Raw genomic sequence first — 21912 nt, 5'->3', positions numbered from 1 at the left:
CGACCGTTACAGTGAATTGCAACATCCGCTGGAGTGCCCTGCCCAATGCGTCTCGTGGTCTTCCTGCTGAAGTGCCTGGTCGGCTTCCTGGCAAGCGTGGGATTTCTCGCCCTGCTGCTGGTAGCGGGCGTGGCCTTCCTTTTCACGCACTTCGAGAGCCACTTCGAGGACTGGACGGGCCAGGAGGAGTTGCCCTCGCGGATGGTCCTGATGCTCGACACGGCAGACGGTCTGGCAGAGGACGCGTCCGCTCCGAGCCTGCCGATTTCAGGCCTTGGCAGGACTCCCAGCCTGACCAGCCTGACACAATCCCTGGAACGGGCTGCCGAGGACTCTGCTGTGGAAGGCCTCGTGGTGCGGCTCGGATATGGCAATCTGAGCGCCGCCGAAGCACAGGAACTGCGCAGCCTGGTGAACGATTTCCAGGATAGCGGCAAGTTCGCCATCGGGTTTGCGGAAAGCTTCGGGGAAGCGGGGAACGGGACCCTGCACTACCACCTGGCCACGGCGATGGACGAAATCTGGCTGCAACCCTCCGGTGACCTGGATCTCATCGGCTTCCAGATGGAAACCCCCTTTCTTGCAGAAGTCCTGGAAGACTGGGATGTCGAGGTCCGCTTCGATCAGCGCCTGGAGTACAAGGGCCTGGCGGATACGCTGACACGCGAGAGCATGTCCCCCGAAGTCCGCAGCAATCTGCAGCAGCTTCTCGACTCTTGGTTCTCCCAGGTCGCCGCTTCCATTGCAGAGGGACGCGGACTGGACGAGGCCCGCGCCAGGGAGGCCATCGATCAGGGACCCTACGCCGCGCAGGAGGCCCTGGAGGCCGGCCTTGTGGACCGGCTGGGCTATTGGGACGAACTGATGGGCCGCTTCGAGGGCGACAGCAATGGCAGCGAATCCTCGGCGCCTCCCTTCGTATCCATCGCCGACTACGGAAGCCGGCAGGAAGAGGCCGGCGAGGACGCCCCTGTCATCGCGCTCGTTCATGTCAACGGACAGATCATGCTGGGCAACAGCGAAGGCGGTGCCCTCTCCGCTGCCGGAGCTGCTGCCGACCGCATCAGCGATGCCATAGCAGAGGCCGCCTCGGATGACGACGTCGCGGCCATCCTGCTGCGCATAGACAGTCCCGGAGGCTCCTATGTCGCGTCCGACACGATTTGGCGCGAAGTGGTCAAGGCACGGGAAAGCGGTGTTCCCGTCATAGCTTCCATGAGCTCGGTGGCTGCCAGCGGCGGATACTTTATCGCCGCTCCCGCAACACGCATCCTCGCCTTGCCCGGCAGCATAACCGGGTCCATCGGTGTTGCAGGCGGCAAGCTGGTGCTGACAGGCCTCTGGGATCGCCTGGGCGTAAATTGGGATGGAGCCAAGGCCGGCGAGAACGCAGATATATGGAGCACGAACGAGGACTTTGACGAGACCCAATGGGAACGCTTCCAGGAGGGCCTGGACCGTGTCTATGCGGACTTCACAGAAAAGGTTGCCCGGGGACGCGGCTTGAACCAGTCGCAAGTGGAAGCGGCGGCGGGCGGACGCATCTGGAGCGGCCAGGATGCCCGTGACATGGGTCTTGTGGACGAACTGGGCGGCCTGCGCCGTGCCATCGAGATCGCGCGAAACGAGGCCGGCCTGTCCGCCGATCAAGAGGTTCGCCTGGCGCCCTTCCCGGATCCCGACGAAGCCCTGCTCGACTGGCTGCGCCAGACCTTTGCGGGGCGGATCGAAAGCCCCGAGGTCCTGGCGAGACTGGAAAAGCTCGTGATGCTGACAGAACGCCTGGCCCCGCTTCTGGACAACCTGGGTCCGCTCTCCGCGGACAGGCACAGAGATCTCCTGCAGCGCGACATCTCGGAGCAGCCCTGACAGGACAGGCTCAATCCTCCCTGCGTCCGGCCATGAGGAACTCCCGGTTGCCCCGAGTGCCGGCAATAGGACTGTCCGTCAGACCCAGCAGGCGCCAGCCGGGTTTGGCCGCCAACCAGTCGGCAGCCGCCTCACAAACCTCCTTGTGCAGCTGTGGATCGCGTACCAGTCCGCCCTTGCCCACACGCCCACGTCCCACCTCGAATTGCGGCTTGACCAGGGTCACCAAAACACCCCCCTTCCGAACGAAATAAATGGCTTTTTCCAGCACCTTGGCAATCGAGATGAAACTGGCATCACAGACCAGAAGGTCCACTTCTTCAGGAATTTCCCCGGATGTCAGATGGCGCGCATTGACCCCCTCCAGGCAGATCACGCGCGGATCCCCCCGCAAGACCGGCGCAAGCTGGTCGTGCCCGACGTCCACAGCATAAACCCGCGCCGCCCCCTTGCGCAGCAGGACTTCGGTGAAGCCGCCGGTGGAGGCCCCGATGTCGAGGCCGACGCAGCCGCGAGGATTCAGCTCGAAATGGGAAAGCGCATGGTCCAGTTTCTCTCCGGCGCGCGAGACCCGCTGAGGGCCGGACGCCTCGAGACTCAGCTCACTGTCAGGCGCAAGCAGCTGGCTGGCCTTGCTCACCCTGTGCCCGTTGACCAGCACATGCCCTCCCGCAATCAAGGCCTGCGCCTGTTCCCGGCTGGGGGCGAGACCGCGGCGAACCAGAAGCCTGTCGGCGCGTTCCCTGCTCATCCCCTGTAAACCGCCCTTTCCAGAAGGCCGAGTTCGGTCCGCCGGCCGAAACGGCGAATGGCCAGGATCGCCACCGTGGTCAAGCCGAAGGCTAGTCCCATCCAGATACCTACACCTTCGTACCCCATGGGAAAGGCCAGCAGCCAGGCACTTCCGATACCTATGCCCCAATAGCCGAAAGCAGCATAGATCATGGGAACGCGGGTATCGCTCAAGCCGCGCAGCATGCCGCCACCAACCACCTGCCCCGCATCGGCCAACTGGAACAGCGCGGCCACGGCCAGGAAAGAGATGCCAAGAGCAAAGGCCTCGGCATTCTCCGGATTGTCAGGGTTGAGGAAGGCGCCGATCAGCACTTCGGGAATGGTAAGGAACATGAGGGCAGACAGGGACATGAACGCCAGTCCCAGGCCCAGGGCGATCCAGCCGGCCTGGCGCACACCTTCCCGACTGCCGGCGCCGGCGGCCAGGCCGATACGAACGGTTGCGGCTTGGCTGACGCCAAGCGGCATCATGAAGGTCACGGTCGCGCATTGCATGGCTACGGCATGGGCCGCCAGGGCCGTGGTGCCGAGCCAGCCCATCATCAGCGAGGAAACCGCGAACAGTCCTGCCTCACTCATCAGTATCACACCGATCGGCAGGCCCAGGGACAACAGCTGGCACAAGCGCTGCCAATCCGGCTTCCAGAAGCGCACCAGAAGATCGTATTTCCGGAACTGCGAGTCTTTCAGCACATAGACCAGTAGCCCCAGAAACATGGCCGTATGGACCAGGGCCGTGCTTATCCCCGTGCCCAGAAGTTCCAGGCGGGGAAATCCCAGCATGCCGAACATCAGGAGAGCATTGAGCGCGAAGTTCAGCGCCACACAGGAGAGCATGGCCACCATCGCGGCACGCGGTCTCGAAAGGGCGGAAATGAAGTACCTCAGGACCACGAACCCCATGCTGGCGGGAAAGGCCCAGAGCGCGGCCCGCAGATAAGTCTGCGAGTCCGCGGCAACCATGGGAGTCTGACCGATCAGCAGCAGCAGCTCTTCGCTGTACCAGAGTATGACCATCGACGGCAGGGAAACCAGAAGCGACGCCCAGAGCCCCTGCCGCACGGTCCGGCGGGCCCCGACCTCGTCACGGGCGCCGATGGCTTGCGATATCATGGGAGCTACCGCCGAGAGCACGCCCAGCGTGAAGAGCCAGAAGAACATGAAGACATGCACGCCCAGCGCCCCGGCGGCGAGGGCGTCCTGGCCCAGCCAGCCCATCATGACGACATCGGTTGTCTCGATGGCCACCTGGCCAAGCTGCAGGGCCACCAGCGGCAGGGCCAGCCGCAATGTTGCCGCCAGCTCGGTTTTCCAATCCGTCAGCCTGTAGCGCCTGGAGTATCCCCTTCCCAGCAGCCGTGCTGCCTCAGGGAAACGGAGACGCTTCATGCCGTGGCGGGACGGGTATCGGCGTCGTTGTAGCCAAGCGAGCGCAAGGCGGAAGCGACGATTCCCTCGGCGCTGAGTCCGATTGCCTGATACTGCTTGTCGGGCTTGCCATGGTCGATGAAGTGGTCCGGCAGGTAGAGCGGCCGCACCTTGGCACCGCTCTCCAGAAGGCCTTCACCGGCCAGCCAGTACATGACCTGGCTGCCGAAGCCACCGATCGCTCCCTCTTCCAGGGTCAGAAGCACCTCGTGCTCCGCGGACAGGCGACGAACAAGGTCCGTATCCAGTGGCTTGGCGAAACGGGCATCGGCCACGGTGGCGGACAGCCCACGGGCCGCCAGTTCGTCGGCCGCTTTCAGTGCTTCGCCCAGGCGTCCGCCATAGGACAGGATGGCCACCTTAGTCCCTTCGCGCAGAATGCGCCCCTTGCCGATCTCCAGCGGGACACCCTGTTCGGGCAGTTCGACACCCTGCCCCTCGCCGCGCGGATAGCGCAGGGCCGAGGGGCGATCGTCGATCTGCACCTGGGTGGCCACCATGTGCATCAGCTCGGCTTCATCGGAGGCGGCCATCAGGATGAAGCCCGGCAGGCAGCCAAGATAAGTGATGTCATAGGAACCCTGATGGGTCGCACCGTCGGCCCCCACCAGGCCGGCCCGATCTATGGCGAAACGCACCGGCAGCGACTGGATCGCGATGTCATGAACCACCTGGTCATAGGCCCGCTGCAGGAACGTGGAATAAATCGTCGCGAAAGGCCTCATCCCTGCTGCCGCCAGACCGCCGCAGAAGGTTACCCCATGCTGCTCGGCGATACCCACATCGAACGTTCGCTCCGGAAAATGCTCCCCGAACTTGTCCAGTCCGGTGCCCGACGGCATGGCAGCCGTGATGGCGACGATCCTCTCATCGCGCTCGGCCTCACCGATCAGCGCCTTGGCATAGACCGAGGTATAGGACGGGGCCTTGGGTTCGGCCTTGGCCTGCTCCCCGGTTACCACATCGAACTTGGCAACACCGTGATACTTGTCCTTGGCTTCCTCGGCCGGGGGATAGCCTTTGCCTTTCTGGGTCACGGCATGCACCAGGATCGGTCCGTCGTGCTCTGTGTCACGCACGTTTTTCAGCACCGGCAGCAGATGGTTCAGGTTGTGCCCATCCACGGGACCGACATAGTAGAAGCCCAGTTCCTCGAACAGCGTCCCGCCGGTCAGGAACCCGCGCGCATATTCCTCCGCCCTCTGGGCGGCCTTCTGCAGCGCCCCAGGGAAACGCTGGGAGAGGGACTTCCCGAAACTGCGCACGGACTGATAGGACTGCGAGGACAGCAGCTTCGAGAGGTGCGCGCTCATCGCCCCGACGGGTGGAGCGATGGACATGTCGTTGTCGTTCAGAATGACGATCAGGCGCGAATTCCGTGCACCGGCGTTGTTCATCGCCTCGTAGGCCATGCCCGCCGACATGGCGCCATCGCCGATTACGCAGACGACCCGGTGGTCTTCCTGCTTCAGGTCCCGCGCTATGGCATAGCCCAGTCCCGCCGAGATGGAGGTGGAGGAATGCGCCGCTCCGAAGGGGTCGTATTCGCTCTCCTTCCGGCTGGTGAAACCCGAGAGACCGCCTTCCTGGCGCAAGGTGCGGATACGATCCCGGCGCCCAGTCAGGATCTTGTGCGGATAGCACTGATGCCCCACGTCCCAGATCAGCTTGTCCTGAGGGGTGTCGAAGATGTAATGCAGCGCCAGGGTCAGCTCGACGACCCCCAGTCCGGCGCCAAGATGACCGCCGGTGTGCGAAACCGCATCTATGGTTTCCGTGCGCAGCTCCTCGGCCAGGGCTTGAAGATCCCCCTCCTCGAGCAGACGCAGATCGCTCGGGGTGGAAACCTTGTCCAGCAGCGGCGTCTTACTCATCGTCACTCCTTGCAGCGCTAAAGGGCCAACCCTTTTATATGGTCAGAACCCGTCGGATTCTGAAGCCGTCACGCTTTTCGCTCGAGAACGAACACGGTCACGGCTCGCAGAAAATCGGCCTTTGGCCCGAAAAGATCAAGATATTCCCGGGCTTCTGCGAGAAGGTCGCTGGCCTTCTCCTCGGCGCCTGCGGGTCCCAACAGATCGACGAAGGTCGCCTTTCCCCGGTCTGCATCCCGGCCGACGGGTTTGCCGGTTTCCGCTTCGCTTCCACTATGGTCCAGTAGGTCATCGGCAATCTGGAACGCGAGCCCGAGCCTGTCTCCGAACGCGGCAAGGGCGCGATAGGCTTCATCTCCGGCCTGGCCAAGTTCGGCTCCGGCCGTGCAGGCATAAACGATAAGGGCGCCTGTCTTGCGGCCCTGGAGGGCAATGATGTCCTTCAACATCAGGTCGCCCGCTTGAGATTCGGCGGCCAGATCCAGGGCCTGCCCTCCGGCCATCCCGTGCAGGCCGGCAGCTTCGCTTAGCCCCTTGACGAGCTTTATGCGCACTTCCGCATCAGGGTGGGTGGCTGGATCGGCAAGCACGCCAAAGGCTTCCGTCAGCAGGGCGTCACCGGCCAGGACAGCCGTGGCATCATCGAAAGCTCGATGCACCGTAGCCCGGCCGCGCCGCAATTCGCTGTCGTCCATGGCCGGCAGATCATCGTGCACGAGGCTGTAGCCATGGACCATCTCCAGGGCGGCGGCCACGCGCATGGCTCTGTCCTCCGGCACGTCGAACAGTCCCGCGCTTTCCAGCAGCAGGAAGGGGCGCAGCCGCTTGCCGCCACCCAGCACGGCGTAGCGCATCGCTTCACCCAGGCGGTACCGCTCATCCTCAGGACAGGGCAAGAGTCGATCCAACTCGGCTTCCACCCGGGCCGCCGTGTGCGCCAAACGATCCTGCATCAGCTCAGGCCTGGCATTCGGAGGTCAGCTCTGATCCAAGGGTTCCGTTTGCGGCGTCCCGTCCGGCCCCATGCCGATCTTCTCGATCTTGGCCTGAGCCTCGCGCAGTTTCAGCTCGCAATGCGCCTTCAGCTTGGCACCGCGTTCATAGGCATCGATAGCCTCATCCAGACGCCCCTCACCCTTCTCAAGACGCGTGACGATCTGTTTCAGCTCCTCAAGCGCCTCCTCGAAGTTCATCTCGGAGATGTCCTTGCCCGTTGTCTCTTCGCCAGTCTTTTCTTCGTCCGTCGTCTCTTCAGTCATATCAAACGTTTTCCCGTCACCTTCAGGTTTGCATTAGGGCCCTGACATGCGCTGCCGCGGAACTGCCAAGTGCCCGCAAGTCGTACCCGCCCTCCAGCAGCGAGACAACCCGGCCGCCGCAGCCGTGCTGCGCCGCTTCGACGGTCTGTTCGGTTGCCCAGCCGAAGTCGTCCTCGTGGAGCTTCAGGCCGGCCAGCGGGTCAGCTTCATGGGCATCGAAGCCGGCGGAAATGAACACGAAGTCCGGAGCAAAGGACGACAGGCGCGGCAGGACGATGTTGGAGAAAGCCTCTCGGAACTCCTCCGAGCCCGCCCCTGTCGGCAGGGGAATGTTCAGGATATTGCTGGCAATCCCGCGTTCCGAAGCGGCGCCGGTACCAGGATAGAGCGGCATCTGGTGGGTGGAAATCAGCAGCAGGTCCGGGTCGTCCCAGAAGGCCGCCTGGGTTCCGTTGCCGTGATGCACGTCGAAATCGACCACGGCAATACGGTGCAGTCCGTGGAAAACGCGCGCATGCTGCGCAGCGACAGCAATATTGCTGAACAGACAGAACCCCATGGCCTGAGCCGGTTCCGCATGATGGCCGGGGGGACGCACGGCACAGAAAGCGTTGTCCGCATCCCCGATCATGACCGCGTCCACCGCCGCGCAGGCCGCACCCGCAGCCCGCAAGGCCGCTTCTCCCGAATCCGGCGAGAGAGTCGTGTCACCGTCCAGGAAACCAACGCCCTCGTCCGGCAGGGCCGCAAAGATACGCTCGATATAGCTCTCGGGATGCACCCGCGTGAGCTGATCACGACTGGCCTGTGGCGCCTCGCGCCATTGCAGCTCCCGGAATTCCTCCGCCTCCAGGGCCTGCAGGACGGCACGCAGGCGATCTGGATTCTCGGGATGTCCACGGCCGGTCTCATGACGCAGGCAGGCATCATGGGTAAAAAGAAAAGTGCTCATGGAGATGCGGTCCAGACGGCTCTTGTTGTTCCTGTGGACGGCAACATACCAGCTGCCGGGCGTTGCTCCGGGAGGATCCCCCTGCTACCAAAAGACAGTCTACAAGGGAGGACCCGCCGGTGGCCACGACAAAGCTACGGACAGTGCAGGAAAACAGCAGCGGCATTCTGCCCGATCTGGCGATCGAGGACCTGATCCGACAGGGAGCGGTGCGCTCCGACGAGGACAACCTGGTCGGCCAGACTCAGCCGGCAAGCCTGGACCTGCAACTGGGGACCAAGGCCTATCGCGTGCGGGCCTCTTTCCTGCCGGGTCGCGACAAGACGGTGCGTGAGCGCATCGACGAACTATCCATGCACACAATCGACCTGACGCAGGGCGCGGTCCTGGAAGTCGGCTGTGTCTATATCGTGCCGCTGCAGGAGAGCCTTGCCCTGCCCGCGGACATCTCCGGCCTGGCAAATCCGAAATCCTCCACGGGACGCCTCAACGTCTTCACCCGCCTGATCGCCGACAACACGGAGCAGTTCGACCAAGTGCCGGAGGGATATCATGGCCCTCTCTATGCGGAAATCGCACCCAATGCGTTCAGCGTACTCGTACGTCCCGGCGTACGCCTGAACCAGCTGCGCCTGCGGCGCGGCACTCCCGACATGAACGACCAGGACCTCAAGAATCTTCACGACGAGGTCGGCATCGTCGGGGCGGGCGGCGGCAACCCCGGTACCGCCGAGATCCGCAAGGGACTGGTCTTCACCGTCGATCTCAAGGGACGCGGCGACACGACTCTGATCGGCTATCGGGCCAAGCGTCACACCTCCGTGATCGACCTTTCACGAATTGGTGTGTGCGATCCTGCCGAATTCTGGGATCCGCTCTACGTCAGTGCCCGCAACCAGCTGATCCTCGATCCCAACGAGTTCTACATCCTGGCCTCGCGTGAAAGCGTTCGCATACCCCCCGATTACGCGGCGGAGATGGTTCCCTATGACACGCAGATCGGCGAATTCAGGGTACACTATGCGGGTTTCTTCGATCCGGGCTTCGGCTGGCGCGAGGATCGCAGTGGGGGAACGCGCGCCGTACTTGAGGTTCGCTCCCACGAAGTCCCATTCGTGCTCGAGGACGGCCAGGCCGTCGGACGCCTGGTCTACGAGAAGCTCGCGTCACGCCCCGAGAAGCTCTACGGCGCGGATATCGGCTCTTCCTACCACGCCCAGGCCCTGACGCTCAGCAAGCACTTCCGCCCCTGGCAGGGCTGAGATCACCCCAGCATTCGCCAGGCATGGCGGATGAAGAAGATCCATCCGACCATGAAGGCAAGGCCGCCGACCGGGACAATCGCCCCGAAAAAACGAGGCGCGCCGAGTGCCATGGTATAGAGCAGGCCGCAGAAAAGCAGCGTTCCCACGGTGAAGGCATAACCGGCAATCGTTATATCCAGGCCGCGACCCGGCTGCCGGCCCAGGATACCCAGGGCGATCAGGGCCAGCGCATGGAACATCTGATAGCGTACGGCCGTGTCGATCCAACCCAATGCCTTCTCGTCCAGCCGTGCTTCCAGTCCATGTGCCGCAAAGGCGCCGATCAGAACCGTCAGAAGCGCGCTGACACCGCCCACCAGGATCCACACAGGCATTTCTTCAACCTCCCTGCCATTGATTGCGCCGGACCAGGACCTCCTTCAGCAGGCTCGGACGGTCCGTCATGATGCCGTCGACGCCCAGGTCCAGCAGTCGTTCCATCTCGTCTTCCTCGTCTATAGTCCAGACGTGAACCTGGACCCCGCGCTTCCGTGCCGTATGCACCAGCCTGCTAGTCACGAGCGGAATGCCCTTGTAACGGGGTGGCACCTGGACCGTCGGAAAGCCGGTGGGAAGTTTCACCCCATGGGCCGACAGCCAGAGACTGGCGACTCCCTTGTGCCCCGGCGCCCAGCAAAGATCCTTCCCCAGCAAACGGCGCAGGCGCCGTACGCGCCCCCCGTCAAATGAGGCCACGCAAACCCGGGGGACAGCATTGCAGACCGTGATGGCCTGGGCCAGCGGCTCCACGACAAGATCGCTTTTCGGATCGATGTTGAAGAGCTGGCCTGGAAAGGCGTCGAGAACCTCCTCCAGACACGGTATGGCCTGACCACCCTTGGTGCGCACATGATTGAGCTCGGCCCAGCTGTAGTTCGAAACAAACCCTTGCGCATTGGTCAGACGCTCCAGGCTTTCGTCATGAAAAACCACCGCCACACCATCGCGCGTGGCCTGCACGTCCGTTTCGATATACCGATAGCCCAGATCGGCGGCCTGCTTGAACGCCGCCAACGTATTCTCCTCGGCCTCCAGAGCCCCGCCACGATGAGCAAAGGCGATCGGGCACGGAGTATCGAGATATGTGAAGTGCCGGGTCATTGTATGAGACCTGTTGGGCTCCTTGGGGCCGGGATAGGGCTTTGCCTTGCGGATCGAGAGTGCTAGAGCAATGCCAAACTGTAAAAGCTTGAGACAAGGTCTCTACCCTGACCCGATCCGGAGCCGTGGCAACCACCTTCATGCAGCTTAGCGACTTCGATTTCCACCTGCCACGCGAGCTGATTGCACAGCGTCCCGTCGAGCCCAGGGAAAGCGCGCGCCTGCTGTATGTAGGCAATGAGCTTGCAGATTACCGGGTGCATGACCTGCCCGACCTGCTGCGCCCGAATGACCTTCTGGTCTTCAACGATACGCGCGTGATTCCGGCACGGCTCTTCGGGCACCGTGATCAGGTGCAGATCGAGGTCACGCTTCACCGGCAAACGGCAGACGGACGGTGGCGTGCCTTTGCCCGTCCGGGAAAGCGCCTGCGCGAGGGCCAGCGGATCATATTCGATAAGGACTTATCGGCGCATATTCTGCACAAACTTGAGGATGGGGAACTCGAGCTCGACTTTTCCCTCTCGGGTGCAGAGTTCCTCGCGGTCCTGGAACGAAAGGGGCATATGCCTCTGCCCCCCTATATCCAGCGTGAAGCAGGCTCCGATACCCGGGACAGGCAGGACTACCAGACCGCCTTCGCCCGCGAACCCGGAGCCGTCGCCGCCCCCACCGCAGGTCTGCACTTCACTGAGTCATTGCTGGACAGACTTGCCGCGCGAGGTATCGGGACAGCATGGGTGACGCTGCATGTTGGGGCCGGAACCTTCCTGCCGGTCAAGGTCGAGAACATCGAAGAACACCGGATGCATCTGGAATACGGCCGCCTGTCCCCGGAAACCGCCGAGCGAGTCAATCAGGCGCGTGCAAGCGGGCGGCGCGTCGTGGCCGTCGGCACCACGGCTTTGCGTTTGCTGGAAACCGCAGCCGCAGAGGATGGCACCCTGAACCCCTTTGATGGCGAAACCGGAATTTTCATCTATCCGGGCTATCGATTTCGTTGTGTGGATATGTTGATGACCAATTTCCACCTGCCGAAATCGACGCTGTTCATGCTGGTCTGTGCCTTTGCCGGGACCGAGCGCATGAAGGCCGCCTACGCCCACGCCGTCGCGCAGGGCTATCGGTTCTTTTCCTACGGCGATTCGACCCTGCTGGAGCGCTCATGAACAAGGATACCGGCACCAAATTCAGCCTCCATGCCCAGGACGGTCTTGCCCGACGCGGTCAGGTAACGACAGCACATGGTGTCATTGACACCCCTGCCTTCATGCCGGTTGGCACGGTGGGCAGCGTCAAGGGCCTGTTGCCCGAACAGGTGGCCGCAAGCGGAGCGCAGATCCTGCTGGGCAACACCTATCACCTGATGCTGCGTCCCGGCGCGGAGCGCGTGGGACGCCTGGGAGGCCTGCACAGGTTCATGAACTGGCCTGGCCCCATTCTGACGGACTCCGGCGGCTTCCAGGTCATGAGCCTCTCCGCCTTGCGCAAGATGACCGAGGAGGGCGTGACCTTCCGGTCCCATCTGGATGGCAGCAAGCACCTGCTGACACCGGAACTGTCCATGGAGATCCAGCATCACCTGGATGCCGACATCACCATGGCGTTCGACGAGTGCACCCCCTTTCCCGCCACCTACCCTGAGGCGGAAAGCTCCATGGAACGATCCATGCGCTGGGCCTCCCGTAGCAAGCAGGCCTTTCAGCCGCGTCCCGGCTATGGCCTTTTCGGGATCGTCCAAGGCAGTGTCCATGAGGATCTGCGCCGCCGTTCCGTTGAGGCCCTGATCGATATCGGCTTCGATGGCTATGCCGTGGGTGGGCTGGCTGTCGGGGAAGGCCAGGAGACCATGCTGCAGGTCCTCGACTTCACACTGCCACTGCTGCCCGCGGAGCACCCGCGCTACCTCATGGGGGTCGGCACCCCCGAGGACATCGTCAAGGCCGTGCAGCGGGGGATCGACATGTTCGACTGCGTGATCCCCACGCGTGCCGGGCGGACAGCGCGTGGCTATACACCGCGCGGCACGCTCAACCTGCGCAATGCACGGCATCAGGAGGATTCCCGCCCGCTGGACGAGGCCTGTAGTTGCCCGGCCTGTATCGGGCACAGCCGAGCCTACATCCACCATCTCTTTCGCGCAGAGGAGATGCTGGGACCGATCCTTTTGACACTGCACAATCTGCATTACTATCAATCCCTGATGTCGGGATTGCGTCAGGCCATCGAGGAAGGCGCTCTGGATCACTTCGTGCAGGCCTTCCGGGAGCAGCAGGCGCTGGGCGACATCCCAAAAACCGAGGCCGGAACATGAGTGACGATACGGACCTGAGGCTGACACAGCTCGGCAGCGACAGTCGCCTGCCCGCGTCTCCCGACGAGGCTGTACTGGACCCCATCGCCAACCCCCACCCGGACAAGCTCTACCTGGTGCGTTTTACCTGTCCGGAGTTCACGTCGCTCTGTCCGGTGACGGGCCAACCGGACTTCGCCCATCTGGTAATCGATTTCGCACCCGATCAGCACCTGGTCGAGAGCAAGTCCCTGAAGCTTTTCATGGTTTCCTTCCGCAATCACGGCGCCTTCCACGAGGACTGCACCTTGGATATCGCGCACAGGCTGGAGGAGGCCATTGAACCACGTTGGCTGAGGATCGGGGGCTACTGGTATCCGCGCGGCGGCATTCCCATCGACGTCTTCTACCAGTCCGGGCCACCTCCCGAGGGCCTCTGGCTGCCGGATCAGGGGGTACCAAGTTATCGTGGCCGCGGCTGACACCCATAGCCTCAGGCAGATGATCCGCCAGCGGGCGCTGGAGATCGGCTTTGATGCGGTCGGGTTTGCACCGGCCGACCAGCCCGACACCGCCGGCGAGCACCTGAAGGACTTTATCGGGTCCGGATACCACGGCGACATGGGTTGGATCCCGGACACCTACGAACGCCGCCGCCACCCCCAGGCGCTGTGGCCAGAAGCCCGTTCGGTCGTTGTCCTGGCCCAGAACTATGGGCCCGAGGATGATCCGCTGGAGATCCTGGAACAGCCGGAGCATGGGGCTATATCCGTCTATGCGCGCCATCGCGACTATCACGACCTGGTGAAGAAGCGCCTGAAGCAGCTGGCGCGCTGGATGCACGAGGAACTGGCCGGCGATGTGAAGGTCTTCGTGGATACGGCCCCTGTCATGGAGAAGCCCCTTGCCCAGAGTGCCGGCCTCGGCTGGCAAGGCAAGCATACCAATCTGCTGTCCCGTGATCTGGGCAACTGGTTTTTCCTGGGCGAGGTCTTCACGACGCTGGAACTGCCGACGGATACACCCGAGGTCGAGCATTGCGGCAGTTGCCGGGCCTGCCTCGATGTGTGCCCCACAAACGCCTTTCCGGCACCCTTCCAGCTCGATGCCCGGCGCTGCATCTCCTACCTCACGATCGAGCACAAGGGGCACATCCCCGAGGAGTTTCGCAAGCCCATGGGCAACCGTATCTACGGCTGCGACGACTGCCTTGCGGTTTGTCCCTGGAACAAGTTTGCGCGTCATACGCATGAAGAGAAACTGCGTGCACGCGAAGACCTTCAGGCTCCGTCCCTGGCCTATCTGGCGTCCCTGGATGACGCGTCTTTCCGGGAGTTCTTCTCGGGCAGTCCAATCAAGCGGATCGGGCGCAATCGCTTCTTGCGCAACGTCCTGATCGCCATCGGAAATTCCGGGCAGGCGGAGTTGATTCCCCATGCCGAACAGCACTTGCACGACGAGTCACCGCTGGTTCGTGCCATGGCGGTCTGGGCCCTCCTGCAGCTGCTGTCCGAAGAGGACTTCCGGCGCTTGCGTGAACGGCATGTCTGCCGGGAAACCGACAGCGATGTGCAAGCGGAATGGAGTCGTCTTTCGTGAACGAGGAGGCACGCATTCCGACCCACATCTGGGTGATGGCCGGCGTTCGCCAGAGCAACCAGCAAGGCATCCCGGCCATGCTGCGTCGGCGCGGTGAAGCCATGGACGGGCTGGTTTATCTCAAGATATCCCTGCTCGACGGTCATGCCTGGGTGCTCACCCGTCAGCGGGATCTCGACAACCGGCTGACGTGGGTTTCCGTGCCGCGCGGGGAAAAGCTGTCCGAAGAGGACGCGGAAAGCTATCTGGAGCGGGCTGTCCAGCGAGATCCCGACAGCTGGATCATCGAAGTGGAGGACCCGCAGGGCGCGAATCCCTTTGCATGAGACCGTTACTCCCTTCGCACAGAAGGACTCGCGCCCCTGTCAGGCGGAATGCCGGCGAATGAAATCGGCAATCCGGGGCTTGATCTGCTCGCGCCAGCGCCGGCCATTGAAGATGCCGTAGTGCCCGACCCCCATCTGCATGTAGGTTTCCTGCATCACGCGGGGCAGGTTGCTGCAGAGGTCGTGCGCCGCCAGTGTCTGGCCCGGGGCGGATATGTCATCCAGTTCGCCCTCGACCGTAAGCAGTGCCGTGCTGCGGATGCTCGCCGGATTCACCTGGTGGTCACGCCATTCCAGTTCGCCCTTGGGCAGCAGGTGCCTCTGGAAGATCCGGTCAACCGTCTCGAGATAGTATTTGGCGGGCGTGTCCATCACGGCCTGGTATTCGTCATAAAACGCCCGATGTGCTGCTGCCGAGTCTCCGTCGCCGCGCACGAGATGCCGGAACATGCGTAGATGAGCATCGAAGTGCCGGGACGGATTCATCGAGATGAACCCGCTCAGCTGCATGAAGCCAGGATAGACCATCCGCCCTGCCCCGTCATAGTACGAGGGCACTTCGGTTATCAGCGTCCGCTCGAACCATGACAGCGGCTTGGATTCGGCAAAGCGTGTCACCTGCGTCGGCTCGGCCCTCGTATCGACCGGCCCGCCCATGAGGGTCATCGTCCTTGGTTGGGCGGGATCGTCCTGAGCCGCAAGCAGGGATACGGCAGCCAGCACCAGTGGTGCCGGCTGACACACAGCAATCACATGACAATCGCGGCCCAGATACCGCATGAAGCTCATCAATTCGTCGAGATATTCGTCGAAACCGAATTCCCCCTCGTCACAAGGGATTTCCCGCGCATCCCGCCAATCGGTTACATAGACATCATGGTCGGCCACCAGTGCCTGGATCGTCCCGCGCAGCAGCGTGGCATAGTGTCCGGACAGCGGGGCCACCAGGAGGACCTTCGGGTCCTTTGCGGCATCCGGGCTATCCCGGTGGAAGCGTTGCAGATGGCAGAAAGGCCGTTCGAGAATGCAATCCCGGTGCACCTTTTGCCGCTGTCCGTCCACTTTGACGCTGTCTATACGCCAGTCGGGGCGCGGTCTCTGGCGCACGGCGTCATCAAAGATCTCGAGGCCGGCTGCGACCGACTTGCCAAGATGGGTATAGGAAGCGGGAAAGAAGGGATTGCTCAACAGCCCGCGCGTAAAATCCCCGGCCAACCGCCAGGGCATCAAAGCTGCGTGCTGAAACTCATATAGCCGATAAAGCATGCTGGATATTCCCGCCTCTCACTGACTGCGGCGGCTGTCTCCGCCGTTCCGATACCATTCTTGGTCTTTAAGAGTTACCATTCCGTAAGCGGAGAAACACCCTTTTATCTCGTTATCCCAATAGTGCGCACATGGGGAAACAGCCGGCTGGAAGATCCAGCCGGCTGTTTCCATTACCAAACATACCGCTTGAGTCCGGAAAGTCCTTTTCTCGCAAACAGCATGACGAAAATCAGCAGGCAGCCGAAGATCACCAGGCGCCACGGCCCCAGCCCGCGGAAGTATTCCTGGAAGCCGATCAGCAGGAAACCGGCAAAGAGTGACCCCCACAGCGTTCCTCGACCCCCGACATAAGCGATCGTCAGGATCTCTACAGTACGATAGACACCAAATTCCTCGGCTGTTGGCGAGAGGATACTGATGTAATGGGCATAGAACGACCCCATGATACCAGCAAAGAAGCTGGCGATCGTGAAGTTGTATATCTTGTACTTCGTTGTATTGAGCCCCATGCTCTGGCTTGCTAGCTGGTCTTCGCGCAAGGCTTGGAACGCAAGGCCGAAACGCGACTTAACCAGCCACCACATCAGTCCCATGATGATGGTGCCGAGGATCAGAAGCAGATAATAGTAATTCAACAGTTCCGCGCGACTGAAATCGAGGCCCAGGATATCCGGGTAAGGCGGAACGGACAGTCCTAGCATGCCGCGTGTATAATCCGGTGTGTTTGAGATCGTGAACCGGATCGCCTCGCCGACGAAAAAGGTCATCAAAGCGATGTAGAGCCCCCGCAGACGCAGGGTAATGATCCCCACCAGAAAACCCATGAAGGCGGTCAGGAGACCACCTGTAAGCAGCCCCACCCAAGGGGAAATGCCATAATTGAAGGTTCCCAGGGCAGAGGTATAGGCACCGACCGCGATAAACCCCGCGTACCCGAAGTTGATGAGTCCCGCATAGCCGATCATCAGATCGAAGATCGCCGCCATCAGCCCCATCATGACCGCGGAAATGAAGATGCGGGTGATGTAGTCGTTGTCAATCAGCGACGGAACGAAGAGCAGCAGGACGACCAGGACCGCAATCTTGAGGACGCGCGCTGTCTTGCTGTGCCAGATGTTCAGACTTGCCGCCAAGACATTCGCGTTGGTCATGCTCTTTCCACCTTGCTTGAAGAGAACAGTCCACTGGGCCGGATGATCAGGATTACGATGACCAGAACCGCAGTCATCACGTTCTGCCAGCCGCCCGTCATGAAGAAGGATGAATAGGCTTCGATGATGCCAAGCAGCATGGCTGCAATGATGGCCCCTGAGATATTGCCTAATCCGCCGAGAATGACACAGGCGATCGACTTGATGACTGGATAGAAACCAACCGTCGGATGAGCCGGGAAAAGAGAGATCAGCAAGCCGCCGGCCAGACCGGCCAGGCCAGCACCGATGCCAAAGGTATAGGTATAGATACGTTGGATATCGATCCCGAGGGTCTGGGCCGCACCGGGATCCTGGGATGTCGCGCGAATGGCCTTGCCCAGATCGCTGTAGCGTATGAAGGACCAAAGAGCCAAGCCGACCAGGACGGCCACGGCCACGATCATCATTCGTTCATAGGTTATGATGATGGGACCATAGACGAAAGTCCCCTCCACCAATCCGGCAACCCCACGGCGTTCCGTTCCGAAAACGGCTAGAGCTAGGTTCTGCATCACGACGAGCATGCCGATGGTCAGAACGAAGGCATCCAGCAGCCAGTCACGCCCCGCACGCTTGCGTAGAGTGGCGATAAGACTGCGTTCGATCAGGACACCAACCCCGAACAGCACAACAGCCGCCGCGGCCACCCCCATGGGCCAGGGCAACCCCAGAACTGCCGTCACGAAGAACATCACATAGGCACCGAGCATGAACAGCTCACCGTGAGAGAAGTTCTTCACGCCCATGATCCCGAAGATCAGGGAGAGGCCGGCAGCCATCAGCGCATACATTGAGCCACGCACAAATCCTTGGGCAAGGACCTGGGCCAGGATACCCGGATCGAGTAAAAGGCTGAAATCCATTAGATCCACTCCTTCACAATTTCATCCAGCCGCTCAGCGAACTCCTCCTTTGTGCCTTCGTGGCGGTTCTCGCCAAGTGCCAGGGCGTAGACATAATCCGCGATGGAAATGGACTTCTTCACGTTCTGATCGACGATCAGGATGGTGTATTTCTCTTCCTTGAGTTTGGATATCTCCTCATAGACCTCGGTGACCAATTTGGGCATCAAGCCCACCGAGGGCTCATCCAGCAACAAGGTACGCGGACCGGTCATGGTCAAACGCGCAATCTCGAGTATGCGCTGCTCGCCCCCCGAGAGGATGCCTGCCGGCAGTCGCCGCTTTTCCTTGAGACGGGGATAGCGTTCATAGACACGCTCAAGGGCCTCACGGCGCTCCCTTTCCGAGCCCAGGATCCAGCCACCCAGCTCCAGGTTCTCTTCCACAAGCATGCGCGGAAAAACGCTGTGTCCCTGGATCAGATAGGCAATCCCCTTGCGCAGCATGTCCTTGGGGGCATAGCCAAGAATCGATTCCCCGTCATGACTTATGCTGCCGCGCTCAGGCTTGAGGTAGCCGTATATGGTTTTCAGAAGAGTGGATTTTCCAGCCCCGTTCGGACCGATGATCACGGTGACGCGGCCATCTTCCGCAGTCAGGTTCAGACCGTTGAGAATGGGAACTTCCCGCGTGTAACCCGCTACGACATCAGAAACTTCCAGGCCCATTGCTACTGCCCCAAGTAGGCTTCGATCACGGTTGGATTCTCGCGCACTTCCGAGGGGGAGCCGCGAGCAACATTCCCGCCTGCGGCCAAGACCGCAACCGTATTGCAGAGTTCACTCACGTGCGGCATCTCGTGACTTATCAGCAGGAAGGTCTTTCCTTGATTATTGAGCTTGCGCACGATTCCGATCAGGACCTCAATCAGAGCCGGGTTGATTCCATTGAAGGGCTCGTCAAGCAGGATCAGGGTGGGATCGGTCATCATCGTCCGCATGAATTCCAGAAGCTTCTTCTGGCCGCCGGAGATCTCGACCGCAGGATTGGCCTTCACGCCGTCGAGCGTGGCCATTTCCAGCAGTTCTTCCGCACGACGGAGGGCTTCCGGACGGCTCATGGACAGCGGCACGGTCGGCACCAGCATGTTCTGCAGCACGGTCATTTCATCGAAGACCCGAGCGACTTGAAAGGTTCGACCGATTCCCATAGTAGCGATGCGATGCACCGGCTTGTTGGCAATCTCCTGGCCGCGGAACCGAACAGACCCGCCATCCGCCGTGTAGATTCCGTTGATCACGTTGAAAAGCGTCGATTTCCCGGCGCCATTCGGACCCATGATTCCCTGGATATCGCCTTCCTCGACATCGACATCCACACCGTCCAGGACGACGAGGCCATCGAATTGCTTCTTAAGCCCTCGAACTTCGAGCAGACTCATACGCTTCAGCTTTCCTTGCTGTCTCAGAAATAAGGTTGCAATGACATGAAAGGAGGAGAAGGCGGACTTCGGTCCGCCTTCTCCGGAAATTTCTGCGGATCAGAGCCAGGGCGGCGCCTCGAATTCGCCCTCGGCGTGTTTAAGCGGCCAGAGAATCTTGGCCTCTCCGTCCTTCAACTGGACAAGCGGGAAGAAGAAGCCTTCCTCGAAGCCGCCCACCTGGACTTCGCCTGGGCAGAGTGCATTCTCGCCCGCCTCCTCGGCAAAGTTGATGCGCTGCCATACACCCTGGTGGTCAAGTTCACGGGCGCTTTCAACCAGCGCATCGAAATCCAGCGTGCCGGCATCCTGAAGGACCTTTAGGCCAGCAGTCATGTAGTCATAGCCCTGCTGACCTGCCGGTGCCAGAGACGGATCCTCGTCGTACTTCTCGCGATAGCGCTCGATCCATTCCTGCTGATAGGGAGCGATGACACGTGGAGAATCCATGGTCACCACGTAGTCCGAAGCCTCGCCAGTCAGTTCATGCCATTCACTGAACCAGGTCAGGCCATGACCGATCAGCAGCGCAGGAATCTGCTGATTTCGGAACTGCTTGACGAAGTTCGATGCACTGACATTACCCGTAACGGTCATGCCAACCACCGAGACGCCCTGGGCGCGATACTTCGTGAGAATGGAGGAGAACTCCGTCTCGTCCAGGGGGATCACGTCATAGGGCAGAACGTCGAAGCCGATATTCTCCAGTGACTTGACCAGGGCATCGCCCCAGCCACGGCCATAGTCGGTGTCCTCCACCACGACGGCCGCCTTCATGTTCGCCGGTTCCCACAGGCCTTCATTCATGAAGTGCTGCAGTGGTTCGCCGTAGAGTCCGGCAAAGATGGGCGGAGAAGACCAGCCCTTGAACCAGTGCCTGTAGTTCGAAGGATCCTCGTTGATCTTCTCGCAGATATACTGGGATTCCCCGCCGTGTCCAATATGCACGATCCCCATGCCGGCTTCGGCCTCCGAGACCGCCATGGCAACCGAGGAATGCCAACCGGAAACCATGAACTCCACGCCTTCACGGCTGACCGCATTCTCGACAGCCCGGACGGCACGCTCCGGATTGGATTCACTGTCCACCCAGACGATCTCGATATCGCGCTCCTGGCCATCTACGGTGACAGGCAGCAAACCGTCTTCACGGGCATCCTCAACGGCCATCATGGCTCCGTTCTGGATTCCCTCGCCGGTCCGACTGGCCGCCCCTGTAAAGGGCCCCATGACACCGACCTTGATTGGGCCGGAGTCCGACTGCGCCCGGGCAAGACCGGGGGCCGCGAGAATTGTTGCCGCTCCCAGCCCGACTGTGCTGGCTGTTTCCATGAAACGCCGGCGGGTTACACCGCCTGAAGCGGGATTGCGCGCAAGTTTCTTGTCTTTGCTGGTCATTGAATTGCTCCCCATTCTTTGGATTTTGCACGTCTTGAGACCGTGAACCCAATTGAGAAGGGTGTTTCGATCATCTCCACGGCCTAATAGGAACGTGAGCTAGGGTTAACGCTAGCATGATCTTTTCTGAAGAAGCAATCTCTCTGTTTTTACGGAGAAATTTTAAGCTTTAGATAAAATCACGAAAGCTAAAGGATCAATTTTTGGTTGTTTTTCTTGCGCAGGCAGCACCACCGCCCCAAAGAAAAGACCGGGCAGATACCTCTCTGCCCGGTCACTTTCTCGCGCTTGCGCCTGGGTGTCAGGCGGCCTTGCTTTCTATGGTCTTGCGGCTCTTGTCCGAGTCCGAGGAGTCGATCTGAATCGTCCTCGGCTTCATTGCCTCGGGGATTTCGCGCACAAGATCGATGTGCAACAGACCGTTCTCGAGGTTCGCGCCGGTGACCTTGATATGGTCCGCAAGACGGAAGGACCTCTGGAAGGCACGCTCGGCGATGCCTCGATACAGGTAAGTCCCTTCCTGCTCATCGTTGTCCTTTTCCTTCTTGCCCTCGATCACCAGCGAATTCTCCTGAACCGTGATGTTCAGGTCCTCTTCCGAGAACCCGGCCACGGCCATGGAAATGCGGTAATCGTCCTCGCTGCGCTTTTCAATGTTGTAGGGTGGATAGCTCGGCGTCTCTTCATAACGCGCGACATTGTCCATCAGGTCCATCATGCGGTCGAACCCGACGGTGGCTCGAAGCATCGGCGAAAAATCCAGGCTACGCATAACTATATCCTCCTTTGAGCGATACAGATGTTGGAATGTACCCCTTGCGGGTCACGAACTGTGGGAAGCCCCTACTGGCGACTCCCCAACAAAATTTGAGATAGGAATTCGCAAGCGGACCTTCAAGAGGAAAGACCACCTGAATCTGGAACTCTATT

22 protein-coding genes are annotated in these 21912 nt (G+C 61.1%); 7 read left to right on the top strand and 15 right to left on the bottom strand.

Features of this window, described 5'->3' with window-relative positions; translation table 11 throughout:
• Window positions 1-45: 45 nt before the first annotated feature.
• Window positions 46-1869: a signal peptide peptidase SppA gene (gene sppA, locus ACFOW6_RS06000; protein WP_382421434.1), complete on the top strand. Its 1824-nt coding sequence runs from the start codon at window positions 46-48 to the stop codon at window positions 1867-1869.
• A gap of 10 nt (window positions 1870-1879) precedes the next feature.
• On the opposite strand, the gene ACFOW6_RS05995 is transcribed toward sppA, so the two are convergent.
• The 6 genes from ACFOW6_RS05995 to ACFOW6_RS05970 form a co-directional block, all read right to left on the bottom strand.
• Entirely contained in the window at window positions 1880-2620 is a 741-nt protein-coding gene (locus tag ACFOW6_RS05995) for a TlyA family RNA methyltransferase (protein WP_382421433.1), read from the bottom strand.
• A complete protein-coding gene (locus tag ACFOW6_RS05990) occupies window positions 2617-4053 on the bottom strand; it encodes an MATE family efflux transporter (RefSeq protein WP_382421432.1) in 1437 nt (478 codons plus the stop codon). Before ACFOW6_RS05990 ends, ACFOW6_RS05995 begins: the two co-directional genes overlap by 4 nt.
• Window positions 4050-5966 carry a 1-deoxy-D-xylulose-5-phosphate synthase gene (gene dxs, locus ACFOW6_RS05985; protein WP_382421431.1) on the bottom strand — a complete coding sequence of 639 codons (1917 nt, stop codon included), beginning with the start codon at window positions 5964-5966 and terminating at the stop codon, window positions 4050-4052. Before dxs ends, ACFOW6_RS05990 begins: the two co-directional genes overlap by 4 nt.
• A 68-nt stretch (window positions 5967-6034) precedes the next feature.
• Window positions 6035-6919 (bottom strand): polyprenyl synthetase family protein, encoded by an 885-nt coding sequence (locus ACFOW6_RS05980; protein WP_382421430.1) that lies wholly within the window; start codon window positions 6917-6919, stop codon window positions 6035-6037.
• A gap of 24 nt (window positions 6920-6943) precedes the next feature.
• On the bottom strand, window positions 6944-7225 hold the full coding sequence (locus ACFOW6_RS05975; protein ID WP_382421429.1) for an exodeoxyribonuclease VII small subunit: 282 nt from the start codon (window positions 7223-7225) through the stop codon (window positions 6944-6946).
• A gap of 22 nt (window positions 7226-7247) precedes the next feature.
• On the bottom strand, window positions 7248-8177 hold the full coding sequence (locus ACFOW6_RS05970; RefSeq protein ID WP_382421428.1) for a histone deacetylase family protein: 930 nt from the start codon (window positions 8175-8177) through the stop codon (window positions 7248-7250).
• A gap of 119 nt (window positions 8178-8296) precedes the next feature.
• On the opposite strand from ACFOW6_RS05970, the gene ACFOW6_RS05965 reads away from it, so the two are divergent.
• Window positions 8297-9439: a 2'-deoxycytidine 5'-triphosphate deaminase gene (locus tag ACFOW6_RS05965; RefSeq protein WP_382421427.1), complete on the top strand. Its 1143-nt coding sequence runs from the start codon at window positions 8297-8299 to the stop codon at window positions 9437-9439.
• Between the two features lie 2 nt (window positions 9440-9441).
• On the opposite strand, the gene ACFOW6_RS05960 is transcribed toward ACFOW6_RS05965, so the two are convergent.
• Both ACFOW6_RS05960 and ACFOW6_RS05955 read right to left on the bottom strand, forming a co-directional pair.
• Window positions 9442-9816 (bottom strand): DUF423 domain-containing protein, encoded by a 375-nt coding sequence (locus ACFOW6_RS05960; protein WP_382421426.1) that lies wholly within the window; start codon window positions 9814-9816, stop codon window positions 9442-9444.
• Between the two features lie 4 nt (window positions 9817-9820).
• Entirely contained in the window at window positions 9821-10582 is a 762-nt protein-coding gene (locus ACFOW6_RS05955; RefSeq protein ID WP_382421425.1) for a glycerophosphodiester phosphodiesterase, read from the bottom strand.
• Window positions 10583-10722: 140 nt separating this feature from the next.
• On the opposite strand from ACFOW6_RS05955, the gene queA reads away from it, so the two are divergent.
• The 5 genes from queA to ACFOW6_RS05930 are packed head-to-tail and all read left to right on the top strand — an operon-like array spanning window position 10723 to window position 14800.
• Complete coding sequence (gene queA, locus ACFOW6_RS05950; protein ID WP_382421424.1) at window positions 10723-11751, top strand: tRNA preQ1(34) S-adenosylmethionine ribosyltransferase-isomerase QueA; 1029 nt, start codon at window positions 10723-10725, stop codon at window positions 11749-11751.
• The gene (gene tgt / locus ACFOW6_RS05945) at window positions 11748-12896 is read left to right on the top strand and encodes a tRNA guanosine(34) transglycosylase Tgt (RefSeq protein WP_382421423.1); all 1149 of its coding nucleotides are present in this window, start codon (window positions 11748-11750) and stop codon (window positions 12894-12896) included. The genes queA and tgt overlap by 4 nt, the downstream gene beginning before the upstream one ends.
• Entirely contained in the window at window positions 12893-13357 is a 465-nt protein-coding gene (gene queF, locus ACFOW6_RS05940; RefSeq protein WP_382421422.1) for a preQ(1) synthase, read from the top strand. The genes tgt and queF overlap by 4 nt, the downstream gene beginning before the upstream one ends.
• A complete protein-coding gene (queG, locus tag ACFOW6_RS05935; protein WP_449267352.1) occupies window positions 13344-14474 on the top strand; it encodes a tRNA epoxyqueuosine(34) reductase QueG in 1131 nt (376 codons plus the stop codon). Before queF ends, queG begins: the two co-directional genes overlap by 14 nt.
• Complete coding sequence (locus ACFOW6_RS05930; protein ID WP_382421421.1) at window positions 14471-14800, top strand: DUF1491 family protein; 330 nt, start codon at window positions 14471-14473, stop codon at window positions 14798-14800. Before queG ends, ACFOW6_RS05930 begins: the two co-directional genes overlap by 4 nt.
• Window positions 14801-14839: 39 nt before the next feature.
• Here ACFOW6_RS05930 and ACFOW6_RS05925 read toward each other — a convergent pair whose 3' ends face one another.
• The 7 genes from ACFOW6_RS05925 to ACFOW6_RS05895 all read right to left on the bottom strand — a co-directional run bounded on the left by ACFOW6_RS05925 (window position 14840) and on the right by ACFOW6_RS05895 (window position 21754).
• Window positions 14840-16066 (bottom strand): polyhydroxyalkanoate depolymerase, encoded by a 1227-nt coding sequence (locus ACFOW6_RS05925; RefSeq protein WP_382421420.1) that lies wholly within the window; start codon window positions 16064-16066, stop codon window positions 14840-14842.
• Window positions 16067-16239: 173 nt separating this feature from the next.
• Window positions 16240-17220 (bottom strand): branched-chain amino acid ABC transporter permease, encoded by a 981-nt coding sequence (locus ACFOW6_RS05920; RefSeq protein WP_382421419.1) that lies wholly within the window; start codon window positions 17218-17220, stop codon window positions 16240-16242.
• Window positions 17217-18125: a branched-chain amino acid ABC transporter permease gene (locus ACFOW6_RS05915; RefSeq protein ID WP_382421418.1), complete on the bottom strand. Its 909-nt coding sequence runs from the start codon at window positions 18123-18125 to the stop codon at window positions 17217-17219. The genes ACFOW6_RS05920 and ACFOW6_RS05915 overlap by 4 nt, the downstream gene beginning before the upstream one ends.
• Window positions 18125-18832, bottom strand: coding sequence for an ABC transporter ATP-binding protein (locus ACFOW6_RS05910; RefSeq protein ID WP_382421417.1), 708 nt, complete (start codon window positions 18830-18832; stop codon window positions 18125-18127). Before ACFOW6_RS05910 ends, ACFOW6_RS05915 begins: the two co-directional genes overlap by 1 nt.
• A 2-nt stretch (window positions 18833-18834) precedes the next feature.
• Window positions 18835-19545: an ABC transporter ATP-binding protein gene (locus ACFOW6_RS05905; RefSeq protein ID WP_382421416.1), complete on the bottom strand. Its 711-nt coding sequence runs from the start codon at window positions 19543-19545 to the stop codon at window positions 18835-18837.
• Between the two features lie 99 nt (window positions 19546-19644).
• Complete coding sequence (locus tag ACFOW6_RS05900; protein ID WP_382421415.1) at window positions 19645-20982, bottom strand: ABC transporter substrate-binding protein; 1338 nt, start codon at window positions 20980-20982, stop codon at window positions 19645-19647.
• A gap of 301 nt (window positions 20983-21283) precedes the next feature.
• Window positions 21284-21754, bottom strand: coding sequence for an Hsp20 family protein (locus ACFOW6_RS05895; RefSeq protein ID WP_382421414.1), 471 nt, complete (start codon window positions 21752-21754; stop codon window positions 21284-21286).
• Window positions 21755-21912 lie beyond the last annotated feature (158 nt).

It is taken from the genome of Fodinicurvata halophila (assembly GCF_042651425.1).
GTDB classification, from domain to species: domain Bacteria; phylum Pseudomonadota; class Alphaproteobacteria; order Kiloniellales; family DSM-21159; genus Fodinicurvata; species Fodinicurvata halophila.
This window is presented reverse-complemented; position numbering and strand designations above follow the sequence as displayed.

Coding starts and splice junctions, on each gene's coding strand:
- ACFOW6_RS05995 (WP_382421433.1), bottom strand. CDS start 2,620: ATGAGCAGGGAACGCGCCGACAGGCTTCTGGTTCGCCGCGGTCTCGCC.
- queA (WP_382421424.1), top strand. CDS start 10,723: ATGCAGCTTAGCGACTTCGATTTCCACCTGCCACGCGAGCTGATTGCA.
- ACFOW6_RS05900 (WP_382421415.1), bottom strand. CDS start 20,982: ATGACCAGCAAAGACAAGAAACTTGCGCGCAATCCCGCTTCAGGCGGT.
- ACFOW6_RS05895 (WP_382421414.1), bottom strand. CDS start 21,754: ATGCGTAGCCTGGATTTTTCGCCGATGCTTCGAGCCACCGTCGGGTTC.
- ACFOW6_RS05920 (WP_382421419.1), bottom strand. CDS start 17,220: ATGACCAACGCGAATGTCTTGGCGGCAAGTCTGAACATCTGGCACAGC.
- sppA (WP_382421434.1), top strand. CDS start 46: ATGCGTCTCGTGGTCTTCCTGCTGAAGTGCCTGGTCGGCTTCCTGGCA.
- ACFOW6_RS05925 (WP_382421420.1), bottom strand. CDS start 16,066: ATGCTTTATCGGCTATATGAGTTTCAGCACGCAGCTTTGATGCCCTGG.
- ACFOW6_RS05970 (WP_382421428.1), bottom strand. CDS start 8,177: ATGAGCACTTTTCTTTTTACCCATGATGCCTGCCTGCGTCATGAGACC.
- ACFOW6_RS05905 (WP_382421416.1), bottom strand. CDS start 19,545: ATGAGTCTGCTCGAAGTTCGAGGGCTTAAGAAGCAATTCGATGGCCTC.
- ACFOW6_RS05955 (WP_382421425.1), bottom strand. CDS start 10,582: ATGACCCGGCACTTCACATATCTCGATACTCCGTGCCCGATCGCCTTT.
- queF (WP_382421422.1), top strand. CDS start 12,893: ATGAGTGACGATACGGACCTGAGGCTGACACAGCTCGGCAGCGACAGT.
- ACFOW6_RS05975 (WP_382421429.1), bottom strand. CDS start 7,225: ATGACTGAAGAGACGACGGACGAAGAAAAGACTGGCGAAGAGACAACG.
- tgt (WP_382421423.1), top strand. CDS start 11,748: ATGAACAAGGATACCGGCACCAAATTCAGCCTCCATGCCCAGGACGGT.
- dxs (WP_382421431.1), bottom strand. CDS start 5,966: ATGAGTAAGACGCCGCTGCTGGACAAGGTTTCCACCCCGAGCGATCTG.
- ACFOW6_RS05990 (WP_382421432.1), bottom strand. CDS start 4,053: ATGAAGCGTCTCCGTTTCCCTGAGGCAGCACGGCTGCTGGGAAGGGGA.
- ACFOW6_RS05960 (WP_382421426.1), bottom strand. CDS start 9,816: ATGCCTGTGTGGATCCTGGTGGGCGGTGTCAGCGCGCTTCTGACGGTT.
- ACFOW6_RS05910 (WP_382421417.1), bottom strand. CDS start 18,832: ATGGGCCTGGAAGTTTCTGATGTCGTAGCGGGTTACACGCGGGAAGTT.
- ACFOW6_RS05915 (WP_382421418.1), bottom strand. CDS start 18,125: ATGGATTTCAGCCTTTTACTCGATCCGGGTATCCTGGCCCAGGTCCTT.
- ACFOW6_RS05980 (WP_382421430.1), bottom strand. CDS start 6,919: ATGCAGGATCGTTTGGCGCACACGGCGGCCCGGGTGGAAGCCGAGTTG.